This window comes from Corynebacterium sp. TAE3-ERU2 (assembly GCF_019209955.1).
In the GTDB taxonomy this organism is placed as follows: Bacteria; Actinomycetota; Actinomycetes; order Mycobacteriales; family Mycobacteriaceae; genus Corynebacterium; species Corynebacterium megadyptis.
This window is the reverse complement of sequence record NZ_JAHUTL010000006.1, coordinates 192,129-208,910: the sequence shown is the minus strand read 5'-3', so window position 1 is coordinate 208,910 and position 16,782 is coordinate 192,129. Positions and strand designations below refer to the sequence as shown.

At 58.6% G+C, this 16,782-nt stretch carries 16 protein-coding genes and 1 other RNA gene; 5 read left to right on the top strand and 12 right to left on the bottom strand.

The features are described from left to right. Positions 1–3,122: 3,122 nt before the first annotated feature. The 4 genes from KRX12_RS09790 to KRX12_RS09775 form a co-directional block, all read right to left on the bottom strand. On the bottom strand, positions 3,123–3,914 hold the full coding sequence (locus tag KRX12_RS09790) for a hypothetical protein (protein ID WP_218366494.1): 792 nt from the start codon (positions 3,912–3,914) through the stop codon (positions 3,123–3,125). 782 nt (positions 3,915–4,696) lie between these two features. Then, positions 4,697–4,975 (bottom strand): hypothetical protein, encoded by a 279-nt coding sequence (locus KRX12_RS09785; protein WP_218366493.1) that lies wholly within the window; start codon positions 4,973–4,975, stop codon positions 4,697–4,699. Then, positions 4,972–5,409, bottom strand: coding sequence for a hypothetical protein (locus KRX12_RS09780; protein ID WP_218366492.1), 438 nt, complete (start codon positions 5,407–5,409; stop codon positions 4,972–4,974). The genes KRX12_RS09785 and KRX12_RS09780 overlap by 4 nt, the downstream gene beginning before the upstream one ends. A 246-nt stretch (positions 5,410–5,655) precedes the next feature. Further along, a complete protein-coding gene (locus KRX12_RS09775; RefSeq protein ID WP_218366491.1) occupies positions 5,656–6,018 on the bottom strand; it encodes a hypothetical protein in 363 nt (120 codons plus the stop codon). 459 nt (positions 6,019–6,477) lie between these two features. Between KRX12_RS09775 and KRX12_RS09770 the strand changes: the two genes are divergently transcribed. Next, the gene (locus KRX12_RS09770) at positions 6,478–6,819 is read left to right on the top strand and encodes a hypothetical protein (RefSeq protein ID WP_218366490.1); all 342 of its coding nucleotides are present in this window, start codon (positions 6,478–6,480) and stop codon (positions 6,817–6,819) included. Positions 6,820–7,303: 484 nt separating this feature from the next. Here the strand turns inward: KRX12_RS09770 and KRX12_RS09765 are convergent, their stop codons facing one another. Both KRX12_RS09765 and KRX12_RS09760 read right to left on the bottom strand, forming a co-directional pair. Continuing rightward, positions 7,304–7,738 (bottom strand): hypothetical protein, encoded by a 435-nt coding sequence (locus KRX12_RS09765; protein ID WP_218366489.1) that lies wholly within the window; start codon positions 7,736–7,738, stop codon positions 7,304–7,306. A gap of 434 nt (positions 7,739–8,172) precedes the next feature. Then, a complete protein-coding gene (locus KRX12_RS09760) occupies positions 8,173–8,400 on the bottom strand; it encodes a helix-turn-helix transcriptional regulator (protein ID WP_218366488.1) in 228 nt (75 codons plus the stop codon). A 155-nt stretch (positions 8,401–8,555) separates the two neighbouring features. Between KRX12_RS09760 and KRX12_RS09755 the strand changes: the two genes are divergently transcribed. From KRX12_RS09755 to KRX12_RS09740, 4 genes are all read left to right on the top strand, one after another. Next, entirely contained in the window at positions 8,556–9,113 is a 558-nt protein-coding gene (locus KRX12_RS09755; protein WP_218366487.1) for a hypothetical protein, read from the top strand. Continuing rightward, positions 9,097–9,486, top strand: coding sequence for an ImmA/IrrE family metallo-endopeptidase (locus KRX12_RS09750; RefSeq protein WP_218366486.1), 390 nt, complete (start codon positions 9,097–9,099; stop codon positions 9,484–9,486). Before KRX12_RS09755 ends, KRX12_RS09750 begins: the two co-directional genes overlap by 17 nt. A gap of 580 nt (positions 9,487–10,066) precedes the next feature. Further along, the gene (locus KRX12_RS09745; protein WP_218366485.1) at positions 10,067–10,531 is read left to right on the top strand and encodes a hypothetical protein; all 465 of its coding nucleotides are present in this window, start codon (positions 10,067–10,069) and stop codon (positions 10,529–10,531) included. After that, positions 10,524–11,513: a hypothetical protein gene (locus tag KRX12_RS09740; protein ID WP_218366484.1), complete on the top strand. Its 990-nt coding sequence runs from the start codon at positions 10,524–10,526 to the stop codon at positions 11,511–11,513. The genes KRX12_RS09745 and KRX12_RS09740 overlap by 8 nt, the downstream gene beginning before the upstream one ends. On the opposite strand, the gene KRX12_RS09735 is transcribed toward KRX12_RS09740, so the two are convergent. The 6 genes from KRX12_RS09735 to KRX12_RS09710 all read right to left on the bottom strand — a co-directional run bounded on the left by KRX12_RS09735 (position 11,510) and on the right by KRX12_RS09710 (position 16,782). Next, complete coding sequence (locus tag KRX12_RS09735) at positions 11,510–12,673, bottom strand: tyrosine-type recombinase/integrase (RefSeq protein ID WP_218366483.1); 1,164 nt, start codon at positions 12,671–12,673, stop codon at positions 11,510–11,512. The two genes, KRX12_RS09740 and KRX12_RS09735, sit on opposite strands and share 4 nt — an antisense overlap. A gap of 206 nt (positions 12,674–12,879) precedes the next feature. After that, positions 12,880–13,265, bottom strand: a transfer-messenger RNA (tmRNA) gene (gene ssrA, locus KRX12_RS09730). A 119-nt stretch (positions 13,266–13,384) separates the two neighbouring features. Next, positions 13,385–13,885, bottom strand: a complete 501-nt coding sequence (gene smpB, locus KRX12_RS09725; protein WP_218365175.1) for an SsrA-binding protein SmpB — start codon at positions 13,883–13,885, stop codon at positions 13,385–13,387. Between the two features lie 69 nt (positions 13,886–13,954). Continuing rightward, entirely contained in the window at positions 13,955–14,710 is a 756-nt protein-coding gene (locus KRX12_RS09720) for an ABC transporter ATP-binding protein (RefSeq protein WP_218365176.1), read from the bottom strand. Further along, positions 14,707–15,783 carry an iron chelate uptake ABC transporter family permease subunit gene (locus tag KRX12_RS09715; protein ID WP_218365177.1) on the bottom strand — a complete coding sequence of 359 codons (1,077 nt, stop codon included), beginning with the start codon at positions 15,781–15,783 and terminating at the stop codon, positions 14,707–14,709. Before KRX12_RS09715 ends, KRX12_RS09720 begins: the two co-directional genes overlap by 4 nt. Then, positions 15,784–16,782 carry an ABC transporter permease gene (locus KRX12_RS09710; RefSeq protein ID WP_218365178.1) on the bottom strand — a complete coding sequence of 333 codons (999 nt, stop codon included), beginning with the start codon at positions 16,780–16,782 and terminating at the stop codon, positions 15,784–15,786. It abuts the gene before it with no gap.

Below are 16,782 nucleotides of genomic sequence, written 5' to 3'. Positions count from 1 at the left end.
ACACTCCACTTCACCAACACAGCGGTACGGCTCCCCACTCGATGAGCGACGGCGCCACTGCCGAATCCGACAGATGAAATCAGACAGCCGATCGAACAGCCATACGAGGGCTACACAAATACCCGGGGCGCGAAGATCGGCACCTGATGCGGCTACTCCCACCTAATCACAGCCGCAGATCACTTACGTCTTGCCCTATCACCAGCACGGCGCTGACCTGCCTACCATGCCCACTGCGACGCAGTCGGAGAGCGATGAGAACGCCAAGCCTGTTAAACGACCGCAGTGTACGGCCCCTGCCCATCACCGGAGCGAGCGATCGCCACGCAAGAGCAAACGGCACCCCGCTTAACCAAGGGGCATCGCAGAAAGAAAGCCCCTCCCCCGAGCTTTACGCCACGGGGTGGGGCCTTCTTCTTTGAGAGCGCGACAGAACACTGGTGGAGGTGATTTGCTCCCGAACCCGAACCAGCGGGTTCAATTCTTTACCTTAACAATACCGGCGTGACAGCCACGGATTTCCCAGCTCATCGCACATTCAAACGATCAAGAACAGAGTCCACGCAATACACCGTGCTCCCAGAACGACACAGCTTGGCCGTGATATGACCCCGACGATGCCACTGCCTCAAAAGCTCAGGCGACACTCGGACCCCACACTCGCGCGCCACGGCAACCACAGCCGGCGCCGGCAGCCACTGGCCACGCGGCGGTCTCGAACGCGATACCCCAACCAGTTGCAAAGCCCACCGCAGCAACACCTCGAAGCCATCGCATATCACCCCGCTCTCCGGATGCGCGTCGATCAACTCGACACGATCAGCCAACCACCTCGCCCGCATAGCAGCCGGACGCTGATGCAAGCCGTTAACCGATACTCCGCTCGCCTTCTCTACCTGGGCCACGAGATCACCCACCTCATCCTCGAGCGTGAGCCGCACATCCAGCAACCCCAGCCGTAGCGGAGGCGCAGACCCCGCACGAGTCCCACCATGTGTCGGCATCTGCGAGATGGAGGACTGAGACCTCATCGTCATAGAAGCCAGCACATCTAGGCACCACGCGAGCCGTAAAAGAACGCTACGAATGTCCACCACGTCACCGCCTCTTCGCCTTGGACGGGCGGTACGCGCGACTGCGAGCATGCTTCGCAGACCCGTCACGCCCCTTAGCGTTACGAGACCGACCCGTCCCGTTCCGACCCGTCCCGAGATATCCAGATGTTGTACACCCGGTATCTGCTGTATCAGTAGATTTTCTACTGGTTTCTGTCAGATATCTGACAGATATCTGCTGGTTTCTGTCAGATTGTTGTTTCCGCTGGTCAGTGCGCTTTGGCGGGTCGGGAGGATCTTTACCGTCGTCCAACGCTCTGAGTCCAGACATGACTGAATGCTCCCGCCTGCGCTCCATTTTTGGAGCGATAGACAACGGTGTGACGTGGCCAGCGGTGCGCTGGCTATCTTCACGGCCCGTGCCATGGGAGTGAGGTGTTCCCTCTGGGCGCTCGCGTGCGCCCTGGTTAGATGCGCGGGGGACGCGATCAACTGGCTGTTGACCCACCCCTCGGTCTTCCGCATCAGAGGGTTGTGTATCCCATTGCCGGTCGCATCCGGCCTCGGATGTGCGGGGGACGCGGCCGGCTGGCTGCTGGCCCACCCCTCGGTCTTCCACATCAGGGATGTCAGTAACAGTGACTAGGCGCTCGCGTGCGCCCTGGTTAGATGCGCGGGGGACGCGATCAACTGGCTGTTGACCCACCCCTCGGTCTTCCGCATCGTCACTGGCCTTGACTGCCAGTATAGCTGGCAGGCTCGGTTCTACGGTGGCACGATCAGTCCCCGCCCCCTCGCGTGGGAGCTGCGATGCGCGGGGGACGCGATCAACTGGCTGTTGACCCACCCCTCGGTCTTCCGCATCAGGGTGATCGCTCAAGTCCACCTCGAGCTGCGTCTGCTGCGAGACATGCGAATGATGCCCCGGGCAGACGCGGCCGACAGGGACTTGCTTACCTGTCTTTGTGGCGTTTCCTACCTTCAATCCGTGGTCAATCGACCACGGGTGGTTGTTGATCCAGTCAATCGTCGATGCCGAGTAGTAGGCAGGTTTCGGCACCGGTAACAGCGGAACGCGCCGGTCCGCCAACGGGTCGCTACCGCGCGACGCATTGCACCTCAAACACGAGACAACCATTGTCTCCACCGTTGCTTCCTCCCCAGGCACGCGGTGATCATATGTGCCGCCAAGGCCGCTGCGTCGATTCTTGAAGTTCACCACATGACCGCAGTAGCGGCAGGCGTCGCCGTCCCTAGCACGTACCTGCAAAACCAGCTCGGGCTTAGAGTTATCAGCCTTGCGTTGACGCTCCCACTCGATCTCCTTGCCCAAGCGCATATGGATGAAGTCGTCGTTCTCCCAAATCTTCCACACGAGGCGGCCATCAAGCTCCACAGGCTCAAGCAGGCCAGCGAACTCACACACCGCGATTAGTGTCTCCGCTCGGGGGCCGCCTACGGCGTGGCACATACCGCTGGTGACCACATAGTCCGTGATGTATCCAGCCGAAGAGACCGCGAGCCGCGCGAGAAAACCAAACACCTCGTTAATCAATCGCTCATCAAAGTCCACATAGTCATAGACAGCCATCAAACGGGGATGATGCTGTGCATCGTCACCAATCTTGAGCCAAGGCACCTACCTCAACACCTCCTTATCCATCGCGCACCGGTCACACAAGCCCCACCCCACATGACGCACCCCAGCGCCCAACAACGCCTCATGTCGATCAGCCTGGGGCGCCATTGCCGCCCCGCACCGCCTACACATCAGCGCCCTAGACTGCGGATCAGACTCCGGCAACTTCGGCACCACTACGTCGCAGTATCGCCCAGCAACAACACCAGAAATCAACACCTTCTGACGCTCCGCATCGCTCAACATGCGTTCACATGCGTCCAATAACGGACATGACGAACACATCGCCTTAGCGATGCGATGCCGCGTCGCAATAGCCTGCTCAGCCTCTCGACTCGCCGGCGGGTCCCACATCGACGGACGCGACGCCGTGGCCTGCATCGACTCCATTTGGCACCAACCGACAACATCGTCCTCATGAATCCTCGTCACGCCAACCCCTTCGGTGGCGCCGCATCAACCCGCCGCAGCCCCGGCCCATCGTCCCGCGAAGCCTCAACAAGCTGCCCACGCTCGTCCCCTTCGTCCACACGATCATCGCCGTATAGACTCATCTGATCCTCGGCAGTGACTTCCTCGCCCTCAGCCAGTGGGATCACCGCCGGCAGCGCAAACACCGCCGAGAAGTCCTCGCCCAACACGGCAGCCGTCGTAGACCGCCCAGCCTGCTCTTCAGCTACCGCAAACATGAGCTCGCCATTCCACGTCCCAACGGCCGCGCCCAGTGCCTTCAACTGCTGCGGCAGCAACATCCTCCCCTTCGTATCGGGCGTGGCCACAGCTAGAGCCCGGGAGTGGATATCAGTATTCGGCAAACACGGCTCGCATCGATCCACCTCAAGCGGTGCCATGCCGTCAAAAATCCCGGAATTATCAGTGAACCGAACAAGCGACTCTTCGACCGCAATCCCAATGAGCTCCTCCACATTCTGCTCCTTAAGATCACGAATCAGGTTCTTCACCTTTAGCAACACCAAATCAACGTTGCCGAGACTCAACTCGAAAGACACACTCTCTACCATGGGGCGCATCCACTCAACATCGACCGGCGTAACGAACGCTCGCGATACGGCGCCAGCGATACACTCCAGACGCTCAGCCTCGGGGTCGATCCGAAGCCGCACCTGGTCGAACGGCTCCTTTTTATCGGCGAAGCGCCTCGCAGCAGACAGAGCCCTCATCAACGCCTTAGCACCGACTTCACACTCCGCGATACTCATCTATCTAGCTCCCATCTCCAACAACCGCTCATTACACTCCTGCACCTGCTCAGCTAAAACCCGCGCCCTTGCCCTCAGCCACCGGCGCACCATCTGAGCCCTAAACCACCCCACGTAAGCCATGGCGTCCCCCCACTGCTCAAACCGGGCAGACGAACCACAACAGATGACCACCCACATCTCAGCAACCACCACACCCTCCGGAAATACATCCCGATACACCGCACGCCGCTCCACACGAGGCTTCACAGAGAACCCATCACCTACGCTGGGCATTTACCCGCCCCTTCCGCTTGTCAGTGAAAGCACGCATTATCTCCGGCGGGCATCCACGCCCCGCTTTTCGCTTTGCACTGCACACCGAATCGTGCGGCAGGAACAACTGCCGCCCCTTGTATCGCTCAAGCTGACGCTCGGCTTCCGGCACGAACTGCGCTCTAACACCAAGTTGTGTATGCGCGAGGACGTACATTCCTGCGGGGTCTGGCGACTCCATGAGCGCGATCTTTTCGCCGTGAGCCGTCACCACCCACCTGATGGGCTGGTGGCAGCCTTGGCGCTTACAAAACGGCATCACTCAGCCCCACCTACCGCTCGGGGGAGGAACCGCCGCCCAGCGGCGGTAACTCCAGCGGAAGTGAGCCTCACGCCATCTTCAGAACGCTCGACCAACTCAGCATCAACCAGCGCTTGCTCACACGCCTTCGAAATTCTTTTACCTGCAGCTAACCGACGCAGAGCAAGCGTTTCCGCCCGGGATAGCCCATAATCATTCACCAAACTCATGCCACGTCCTCGCTTTTACCCTCACGCCCACGAAACGCGGGGTGACGAAGCCGCGCGGCGCGCATAGGATCAGTCAGCCGCACCCCCTGGCTCTCAGCAATCCTGCACGTCCTAGCTGACAGCCTCGCAAGCACATCCGCCTGGATATCCAACTCCGCCTTGAGATCATTCATCTCACGACGCAACCCCGTACGACACTCCTCGATTTCCCAAACGACATACATGAAAACCAGAAAAACAAAAGCAACGAAAAACAGAACGACAATCTGAATCATTGATCTGCCTCCCTCTCCTTCGCATTAGAAACACCAATATGAATCAATTCCGCGCATAGCCCAGCTACGCGGTTGCGCAGCCACTCCTGCTGCACCGACAGGTCGAGCTCGTCTGGATCAGACGGCGCATCGACCACCAACCCCAGTGCATCGGCCACTCGCTTAGCCCCCGGCGGGTCCTCCCTGTGCTCCGCCAAAATCGCAACGAACTTCTTTTCCACTTCTTCAGGGATTTCCTCCCCCTCGGTGAACTCCCCGAAAAACAACCACGGCACGCGCAGCATCTCGCATACGTTCCCGATCAACCTCAACAACCGAGTGACGTACGCGCTCGGGAACGCTGCAACAACACAGCCTTCCGGCTCCACGAGCCATACAACTCCAGCGTCGTCACGAAGCCGCTCACACTGCCCAGCACAAGCCATATCGGCCACCTCCTAAAAGCTTCTCTCTCGCACAAGTCGCTCCACCTGATCTCGCCTAAACCGAATCGACCGATTCGTTAGACGCACGACGTCCAAGCCCCACTCCAAGCGATGCTTCGTTAATGTCTTCGTCGAAATACCCAGCACATCCGCTGTCTGCTGCCGAGTTAGTAATTGCGGTCCCACCACCATCGTTCCTCCACTCCTCCTTCGGCCACCGCTTCCGGGATCAATAGGTCTCTTGCTCTGCATGACTTACCTCTCCTCTTGCTCTGACAAGTTCCACGCGCTCTCAGCGACCTTCCGCAGCTCACTTCTGACTAACGAGTCATTGTTTTCGAGAACCGTGAGTATCGCGGCCGCTTCCCGTAAGGCGTCTACAAGCACCAAGTAGACGTGAGTGTTTCTATCTACCGCTTTCTGCACATCATCGAGCCAGTCATTGATCTCTTCGGCTGTACGAATATGCCCAACGAACTCGACCGCGAACGCTTCACGGATCACATCGAACTCTTCAAGCGCCCACTCCCAGAACTGCGCCGGCGAGCCAGACTCACTCGGAGAAAAACCGTGCTCAGCCAGAAAGTCTTTACGTCCCTTACGAATATGAATACTCATGGTCTACGCTCCTTGCGTGATCTCATTTCGACCCCGCCCCTGGCGGTCTCGGTAATGAAGAATCGTTTCTAACTCCTCAAGTAGGAGTGCCGCGTCCTCGTTCAAGGCGCCCTTTTCGGCTTCCTGTTGCCAGCCGACAAACCACATTTCGAGATCAAACTGCAGCGCCTCAAGCTCTCCCCGCGCGTCATTAGACGGGCCGCTACAAGCGAACGCCTCCTGACTGAAAGTCAACGATGGGCGCATCTAGACCACCCCCGCCGCACTATCGCTGTACGCGAGACGTTCACCGCACCGGAGCACGATCATCAGCGTGTCTGCCTCCTGCTCTGATAGCTCCACAACAGTGTCTCCGCACTTCACGGACAGAACCCCAGGAGACGCGAGGACCGTCACCCCTCCCACTCGGGTCTCCATATCTTGTCCGCCGGCGTGGCGGCGCCTAGCTGGTTGAGATTTATGGCAGATGCACTGCGAAACAGGCATTACAATTCCTTTCAAGTAGGCACCCTTCCCTTTGTGGCAGCTGGCCACGGGAAAGAGGTGATCGTCATGGATAAAAATGAGGGCTATACGAATATCGATATGGAGTTTCTGGCGTCCGACGCCGGACTAGTGGATACTGCTAGCTTCATCGCGCTTTTCGATTCCGAGCTGAAAAAGCTCCAACATCACGGTCTCGCTACAGACCTGCACAAGGTGATCGGTAATTTGTTCACTTGCTCAGCTACGGCCGTCATGGCACTTGAGGTGCGCGTTCAATACCTTGAGTCGCAGCTCGGTGCTGCTAACTCCGAATAGTTCAGCGATCCGTCCTACCACTGCCGGGCTCCAGTGCAAGCAGTATTGGTTTCCGGAAGTAGACGCAGTGGCATCCATACCGACTACGGGCCTCTCGGCGCCGTTACTAACCGCCCGGCGCGACTGGGCTGGTAGTTGGTGATAGTGATTGTTTTGTGAACTAGGCATTACGGTTCCCTTCTTGTCGGTAGCCTTCTTTGTGTGGCAGCTGGCCACGGGAAGGAGGTGTTTGTAATGAGTTCATGGCAACTGATTCTTGAAAGTGGTCGAAGGTACCGTGTAGTGAATAACTGTGGAGTGACGGTCCATGATGTTCACTTCAGCCTTTCTGGCGCGATTGTTGCGACCTCTACGGGCAATCCCAGGTGGTCGTACACTGTCGAGGAAATGAACCCGGGCGACTGGATTTCCGAGGTATTCGCCCAGGCTTGGGGTGCCCCCGGTCATGTCGTTGTTGAGTGGTCGGAGCCTGACGGGGCGCGTCTTAGTGATTCCCTGCCACTGCGGTGATCGCCATTGCTGGGATTGTCACCTCGATGATGGAAACATCATTGGGGGATGTTTTTGCAGTGACGCCTAGCACTGTCCATGGGAATTCCTCGCCGTCGATCCAGAGGTGTTGGTTACTGATAATCTCCACTTCCTCAGGTATTTTCGGCGGGGTCTTCCCCACACATTGGCTGGCTGTCTGCGTACGTTTAGTCTCCTCCTGCTCGGGGAGGCCTATGCGGCGTGTGAAGACCAGCGGTGGCACAACCGCGTTGAAACGTAGTTCTGAGTAGGCTTCCTTTGCCATCGCCGCCATCACTGCTGTGAGAATTTCGTATTCGATGTGGATACCCTCTGGCGCACCATCAACATTGAGATCGATACCGGTATCAGCGGCCTCTATGTTGAGCTTATGAATCTTCGTTGCCATACTTTTCCCTCTTCCTTAACACTGTTCTTGCAGGTAGCCTCGCTTGTGTGGCGGCTGGCCACGGGAAGGAGGTGATTGTCTATGCCATCGCCGATTTCGAAAGAAGCATTCAAGCGTGTTCTCAGCAGAGACGACGATTTCGGTTTCGCGACACTCACAGTCGGCGCAGGAGTCACGATTACAGGCCCCTGTGCTTACATTGAGTGGGAGCTGACCCGCATACTGGAGGTGATCCGGTCCGACAGTGGATGCGGTCTCTTGGAATTCGGAGACACGGAGTCCACTACAACCGTTTTGGTCTCTCACGCGACTCCCGTGAAAGCTACCTGGCCGGACGGGTATCTCCCCTTTGATCAGCCGAACCCACTTATTGAGGATTCCTAGCATCTGGCAGTCCTTTCCATTAGGCCCCTTGTGTCAGCAGGGGGCCTTCCCTATGCCGCTACTTCGGCGTCCACGCGGGCGATTGCCGCTCGAATATCGGTAACGTTGGCGGCCTCGATTAGCCGCATAGCGGTTGCGAAGCTCGGCTGGCGACCGTGGCGGATGTTCTGAATAGTCCCTAGCGACACGTTGATTTCTCGCGCGACAGCCTCGTCAGAGGTCAATCCCCTGTCGGAGCGAATCTTGTCGATAATCTGCGGCCGGATCACGTAGCCCACTCTTACCTCCCAGGGTTGTTCATTTTGCGATACGTGACTCACTCTAATCTACATTGCGCATCATGCGCAAGCAGTTAGGTAAAGTTAGTCGTTTCCGCAGCTAATACCGCTGCGCATCTTGCGCAATTCCCTGCGTTTGGTCCATAATGAGACACATGGATACGCATGAGAAGTGGCTACACACGCTCACAGGAGGCGCCAGTGGACGCGCGGCAGCTCAAAAGGCAGAGATCTCGGTCGCCACACTGAACAGACAATTGAAGGCTGGAAGGCTATCAGCCGAAAATGTGATAGCACTTGCTCGGGCCTACAACGAGAGTCCCGTCCAGGCCCTTGCTGCGACCGGCTACCTATCTAGCGAGGAAGCTATTGGCGTCTCACTCACCACAACCGCCCAAATGCTTAGCGACAAGGATCTGATCCGCGAGCTTGCCCGGCGCGTCGATTCAACACCGGGCGTGTGGCAGGACACCTTCGATGCCACGGTTAGCAGCGCGACCGAACAGCCCAAGCACTCGAATAAGCGTTCTATCGATGTCCTGCCCCGCATCTACAATGCCGACCATTCCTCCATCGCGGCAACGGCCGATTCGGAACTACCGCTAACACCAGACGGATACCTAGATATCGGCCGGGAGGATCTTGACCTCGTGGCAGACACCAGCCCGGAAGAACCTACGGAAGGCGACGACGATTATGGGTCTGGGGCTTGACGCTCTAGAAGACATCACAGCTGAGAAGGGCATCCGGCTTGTACGTCACATCGGCGGGGCCAAAGGATTCTGGCTGCCCCAGTACAATGCCATCAGCCTCCGCCGCGATCTCAACGAACTACACGCCCGCTGCACCCTCGCCCACGAACTCGGCCACGCGACACGCGGACACACCCTCTGCGACGGAAACACTCAACAAGAAACACAAGCAGACCGATACGCCGCCCGCCTCCTAATCTCCGACAGCGAATACGCCACCGCCGAAACGCTCTACGGCCCCCATCCCGGCGCGATCGCCCGCGAACTTGAGGTCACCGTGCACCTAGTTGATGTGTGGCGAGCGATGAAGCTATCGAAGGTTCGCGTGCGATGAGGTGTCACTCGAACGGCAGCGGCGCCGTCCGCTATCCTTAGCCGTGGACGCACTTAGGTGCTCCACTTCCGAGGCTCGTGCATCCATGCACGAGCTTTCGTGTTTCTCGCGGGCCTGTGTTTGGGATGCTCCTTTGAGTTTGGCTGTAGCGACGCCTGCGGCACCCATCTAGGCACCTGCTATGAGACCTACTGCGGCTCTCATCCGGTCTGGCTAGCCTCACGTCTACGGCGAACCGGCTAGCGGAGCGTTGTCGACTGGGGCCACGATGCGGCTCCAGAGGTTTTCTAAGGCACGATGCCCAGGGTTGGTTCTATTCATGGGCCAGCCGCTGAGTTCTGTTCGGTGTCGGGCGCATTTTTTGGGATGAGAAAACGCTCTTACAGGGCGGGCTTGTGACTTAAGGTGAAATGTGTTGCTGCTTCCTTCTGTTCGCATGTGAGCGTAGTTGGTAGCCAAGACAGACACGATGCTCTCTTTCGCTAGGTTAAGGACGTTTCGTATGCCGTTGCCACCTCTTGAAGGTGTCCCTCCTCGCTTACCTTCTAGCGATTCGCCGTGGAGGGTTGACTTAGCGGAGGTGCGCCGACGGTTCGTCGAAGAGGCACCTGAGCAGCAGCGTCAACGACGCGAAATCCAATGGACGCTTTTCGAGATTCATCACTTCCTTGTGCGTCTCCTCTTCAACGGGCACTCGGTTCGTGTGTGGCTCGATGGTGGTTTCCTCACCCACAAAGACTGGGCTAGGCCCAGCGATATCGACGTGGTCTACCTAGTCCCCGTCGAAGTGTTTGATCGAGCGCTAAGCGAGCGCGGCTTAGCTCTATGGACACTCCACGATGTACACGCCAAACTCGGCAGAGGTGGCCCCTCAGAGGAGATAGAGGTACTTCGTCCCGGGTTTGGTTTCATCGACGCCTACATCGCACCCGATACGCCCGTCAATCGCGCAACATGGGCTGACCAATGGAGTACAGTCAAAGGACCCGATGGGCATGTCACAGAAGATAGAAAAGGCTTCGTGGAGGTGATCGAGAATGTCTAACCCACCCACGCTAGACGTCAAGCACTGGGAGAGGCTCCTCTCGGCCTCGATTGAAGATGCCCGCACCCGCCCGAAGACTTACGACTTTGAGCTCTCCCAGCTCTATGGCGGTGTCGTACACGGCAACCCGGAACTCGAGGACATCTGGGCTCGGCTCACCGCGCCGATCCAGGCTCGCCTAGACATCCACATCAACGGCAGCAGCGTCGACGGCCACGGCACCAGCGCCAAACATCTCAACGCGTTCAGTACGGCATTGACAAACGCCGTCAGCTCCGCCTCGAAAGGTCTAGCTGATCAAAAGCATGTAACCAACCTCCAACTCGAAGGGGTTCAGCCAGGCTCTGTACGTCTCGTCTTCCGCGTACCCTGCCCCACAAACGAGGAGGAAGCCGGTCAGCTTCCTACCACCGAGGCAAGCAACATTGACTCGCAAGCTCTTCGCGCAATCACTGCCACTCTGCAAACTGCGAATCTCACTAACGAAGATACAGCTGCCCTCTTGTCCAGTCTTCGGAAACTTCCCCCGAAAAGCCGCGCCGAACTCGGCAAGTTATCACACACAGTGAGCAAAGCTGGATGGGAACTAGACGGCACCCTCACACAGCGGCACCACCAGCCACAGATACTACGATTCGCCAATTCGGCAGCCAAGCGGCTCTCCACAGCTGTCGACGAATCCACCACCTACTTGGAACGATCCCACACCACTCAAGGAGTCATAGACGGGTTCAAACGATCCGAGAACACTGTTGTCATTCAGCCGCACGTCGGCGCCTCCCAGACACTACAAGTGACTGACGAGGACACCATGGAAGAACTCGCCACACTAGCCGCAGACAAAAACCTCGAGATACAAGTCCACTACACCGCCGAGGAAGACCAAGCCACCGGCAGAATCGAAAGCCGCAGGCTTGAATCTTTCACACCCCTATACCCCGAAGGCAAACAACTCACCTGCGACTACACACCACGTCCCTAAACACCGCCAAATACCTCCCCTGCCTTCTCCAGTGCCTGACGCTTACGTTCCTCCGAGGTGCGCATATACACCTCGGTGATCGTCTTCAGATCACGCTGGCCCAGAATCTCCCCAATCGCGGGGATCGTCATGCCTGCCTCCACCAGCGTGGTAATCATCCACACCCGTCCATAATGCGGAGTGATCTTCACGTCCACCCCAGCCGCCGTCTTCGCCCGCTGCAACACCGAGCGATACGAGGTATCCATCACCAGCCGCCCCTCACCGGTCGTGAATACCCACGCATCCGGATCAGTGCCCACCCACCGGCGTAGATGCTCCTCGACCTGCGGGTGAAAATGCTCGAAGATCGGCACAACCCTATTCCCCGCCGAGGTCTTCGCCGAGTCCTGGTACTTCATGCCCTCCCCAGGCACCCGAAAAACATTGCCACGCACATGCACCACAAGGCGCTCACCCACCCACTCAAAATCCTTACGCCGCAGCGCCAACGCCTCCCCAATACGGAGCCCATGGAAAAACGTCAACACCCCCACAAGTAGATACCGCTCCGGTAAGTGCTTCACCACCGCCTTCAACTGCTCAGTTGAAGCCAACTGCTTACGCTCCGCGCGAATCCCCTTAGCCGTATCCCGCAACGACACGGGATTATGCTCCACCAACCCCCTCTCAACCGCAGCAGCTAACGCCGTCTTCAACCTCTTATACGCCGCACGGTTGTACTCCTGATACCCAAACCGAGCGTTCACCGCATCCCACCACTCAGCTACATCCCGGCGCGATAACTCACCAAGTGGGATATCGCGTAGTTTGCCGGCGGGGCCGTCGATGTCGAGGATGCGGCGGTGGAGGGTGGCTCGGTAGTTCTGCATGGTGGATGGCTTAAGGCGTTGGTCTTGGATTTCGAGCCAGTGGGTGAGCCAGGCGCCTACCGTGTAGTGAGCAGCTTGTTGTTTGCGGGCACGCTGTTCGGGGCTGGTCCACTCGTTGAATTCGATGAGGCGTTGCTCTGTGCGTAGCCAGATTGTTGCGTCGTCGCGGGTGTAGAAGGTGGATGGTGCTTTGTGCCGGCGGCCGTCGGGGCCGGTGTAGCGGGCGCGATATTTGCCGGACGGTAGGCGGGAGACTTCTCCGAATTGACGGCGTGGTCGTTGTGCCATGGCGTGGATACCTCTGGTTCTTGGCGTGTTCTGTGGGGGCTGCGTGGGGAATACGTGGGGAATGAAGGCGGGTTCGTGGGGAATGCGTGGGGAATGAGCCTCCTCCCGTTTCCGCTTGTTTCCCTTCCCTTCCCTTTCATTATTGCAGGTAGATAACCTAGAACGCGAAAAAACCCCTGCTCCCGAGGGGGAACAGGGGTTTGAATTAGTGGAGCTGCCGGGAATCGAACCCGGGTCCTTCGTCATCTCACCAGGGCTTCTCCGTGCGCAGTTCGTGCGCTGATCTCTACTCGGCTCTCCGGCTTGGACGAACACATCCGGATGATGAGCCCAGTTGTCGGTAAGAGTCCCCGCTGGCCCCGTCAACACAGCCAGTGGGCAAGTTCCCTTAAGTCGATGCCGGGAACTAGGGCGGGAACTACCCTAGGCCGACAGACACGCGTCGCTGATTAGGCAGCGAGGGCGTAGTCACGCTGAGAGGTCTTCTCTGCGTTTATTTTAGTTACTACGACGCTTAAATCGGTGGTCAGTAGTCTGCACCGGCACGCTTCCCCTGGATCAGTGTACGAAGTCGAAACCAAAAATCAGCCCCTCGTTCGTCCTGTGACACGGTCGGGTATTGTGCTCATCCGTTCACAGGAAGCTCCATCTTACACCTCAGAATGGGCGCTGACAATGCCCCACAACGGGGCTCCGCTGATGAGGCACTAATCAGGCGTTGATGCCCTTGATCCGCCTCCCCAGCTCGCGAGTGATCTCGCGTTCTTCGGTGCGCTTTTTAATGTCTTGGCGCTTGTCATAGGCCTGCTTACCCTCGGCCAGTCCGAGCTCCAGCTTGAGCCGGCCATCTTTGAAATAGAGCTTTAGCGGAATCAAGGTGCGCTTCCCATCGCGTACCTTGCCCTCGAGGGAGTCGATCTCACGGCGATGCAAGAGCAGCTTGCGGTTGCGCCGCGGGGAGTGATTAGTCCAGGTACCCATGGAGTATTCGGGAATGTTGAGGTGCTGCAGCCACACCTCTCCCCTATCGATGGTGGCGAAGGAGTCAGCGAGGGAGACTTTCCCTTCCCTGATGGATTTCACCTCGGTACCGACGAGAGCGACGCCGCACTCGTAGGTGTCCAGGATGGTGAAGTCATGCCGCGCTCGCCTATTGGTTGCCACCACGGCGTCTTTTCCGGCGCGCTGCTGCTTCTTCTTCTTTTTGCTCATAACAGCTCCCCAGTCTAGCGTGCACTCGTCCCGAGTCCTATGCCCTCCCCCTCCAGGGTTCGCCACCGATTAGTGATAAACGGCAACGCGATACTCGGGCCCTTCCATGCAGGTGACCTCGGTGTGGAAGATTTCGGTGAGGATCTCTCCGGTCATGATCTCTTCGGGTGGGCCGAAGTAGAGCACTTCGCCGTTTTGCACGGCGCAGATCTGGTCGGCATAGGCGGAGGCGAAGTTAATATCGTGCAGCACCACGATGATCGTGCGCCCCAGCTCGCGGGCGGCAGTACGTAGGTGCTTCATCATGGACACGGAGTGGGCGACGTCGAGGTTATTCAGCGGCTCGTCGAGCAGCACGTATTCGGTGTCTTGGGCGAGCACCATCGCCACATAGGCGCGCTGTCGCTGCCCTCCCGAGAGCTCGTCGAGATAGCGGTCCTCGAGATCGGTGAGCTTGAAGAAGTCGAGATAGCGCTCGATGATCGTTTCGTCCTCGGCGGTGAGCCGCCCCTTGCTATAGGGGAAACGCCCAAAGCTGACGAGCTGGCGCACGGTGAGCCGAGTGATGAAGTGATTGTCTTGGCGCAGGATCGATAGCACGTGTGCGAGATCCTCCGAGCGGGTGCTGGCCACATCGTAGCCAGCCACGGTGATCGTGCCGCTATCCATTCCTAAGAGGCGACCGATCATCGTCAGCAGCGTGGACTTTCCGGCACCATTGGGGCCGACGAGGGCGGTGATGCCACCGGTCGGGATCTCAAGGTCCACGGGTCCGATCTCTGTGTCCGAGCCATAGGTTTTGGAAACATTGGTCAGACGAATCATAGGGTGCCTTTCCGAAGGATCACGATGAGGAATGCCAGTCCGCCGACGAGCTCGATGATGATGGACACCACGCCCTGGGCGTAGAAGATGTGCTTCATCACGAAGTAGGCGCCCGCCAGCACAACGAAGCCCATCAGGGCCGCCATTGGCAGAATCCGCCGGTGGTCATAGGTATCCGCGGCTTGGTAGGACAAGGTGGCGACGAGGAAGCCAAGGAAGGTGATGGGCCCGATGAGCGCGGTGGACACAGCCATGAGGCAGGCCACGCAGGTGAGCACGATGATGGTGTGGCGCCGGTAGTTCACCCCGAGATTCGTGGTGGCTTCCCTGCCCAAGGCGAGCACATTGAGTGTGCGGGACTTGCCGAGCAAAATGACGGCGGCCACGATCATCACTGGTATCGCGATGGGCAGATAAGAGGAATCGGCGTTATTGACCGAGCCAAACATCTTCGCGGCGAGCACATCGAACTCGCTAGGGCTTAACATGCGGCGCATGAAGGTGGACACCGATGTCAGACCGCCGCCGATGATGATGCCGATGAGCAGCATCAGCTGCATATCGCTTCCATGCCCGTCCAAGAGCCACCCATAGAGCATGAGCGCCAGCAGCACCATCACCACGACCTGCACGCCGAATTGCATCGGCCCAGAGAAGGCAATAAATCCAGATACTCCGAGGAAGTAGACCAAGCTGGTCTGGATGGTGATGTAGAGGGCCTCGAAGCCCATGATGGAGGGGGTGACGATGCGGTTATTCGCCACCGTTTGGAAGGCGACGGTGGCAAGCCCGTGGCAGATCGCGACAATCGCCATCACCGCTACCGAGAAGGCACGCCGCTCCGCAATGAGCCAAAAGCCGCGGGTGCCCACCTCCATCGGGTTGTCCCACCAAACCAGCAGCACTGCGAGCGCAACGGCGGCCACGCTCAGTGCCACCATAAGCCACCAATAGCGCCGAGCTGTGCGCTTGGAGCCGAAGGCGAGTGTGCGATGCCGCGGCGCGGCGGAATCGGCAGAGCCCGAGGGTGGAGAAGGCTGGGAGTTGGCGTCGATAAGCGAAAAAGAAGCCATCTAGATTCTGCCCTTTCGATGAGAGAGAAGCAGGCCGATAAAGACGACGGCCCCGACGATGCCGAGGATCACGGACACGGGAATTTCGAAGGGCATGATGATCAACCGGCCAATGAGATCGCAGACGGTGACAATGCCGATACCGAGCAGGCACACCCAGGGAAGGTTGGAGCGGAGGTCATCGCCGCGGATCATGGACACCACATTCGGCACGATCAGGCCCACGAAGGGCAGGTTGCCGACGACGACCGTCACCACTCCAGTGGCGAAGGCAATCATGAGGGTGCCGATCAAGAGGACGCGATTGTAGTTCACGCCGATGGTGGTGGCGAGGTCCTGGCCCAGGCCGGCGGCGGTGAGGCGATCCGCCAAGATCCATACCGCCACGACAACGAAGGCCACCAGCCACAACACCTCGTATTGTCCCCGCAGCACCGAGGTGAAACTGCCGGCAAACCAGATGCCGAGCTGCTGCAGCATATTGACTTGAAGGGCGACGAAGGTGGAGATGGAGCTGATGACCGCCCCCAGCATGATGCCCACGATGGGCACGATCAGGGAGCTGCGCAGACTGACTCGGCGCAAAAAGAGGAAGAACACTACGGTGCCGACGAAAGCGAACACCACCGCGGAGACCATGCGCACGGTCAGCGACGGGTTCGGGAAGATGATCATGGCAAAAAGCAAGCCCAGAGCCGCCCATTCCGTGGTTCCGGTAGTGGTGGGTTCCACGAAGCGGTTCTGGGTAAGCAGCTGCATCACCAATCCCGACAGCGCCATGGCGGCGCCGGCCAGCACGAGCGCAATAGTGCGGGGGATGCGGGTGATGTTGAGCATCTCTGAGGTGTCATGCACCCCGACGAGAAGCGAGGCCACCAGCAGTCCCGCCACCGCCACGATGCCCACCGCGAGCTTCCAATCCCATACCGAGTGGCGGGTGGTGCGGCGAGCGGGCCGCGAATCACGGCCATCGGCAGAGGTAACGGCGGGGGTGCTCAT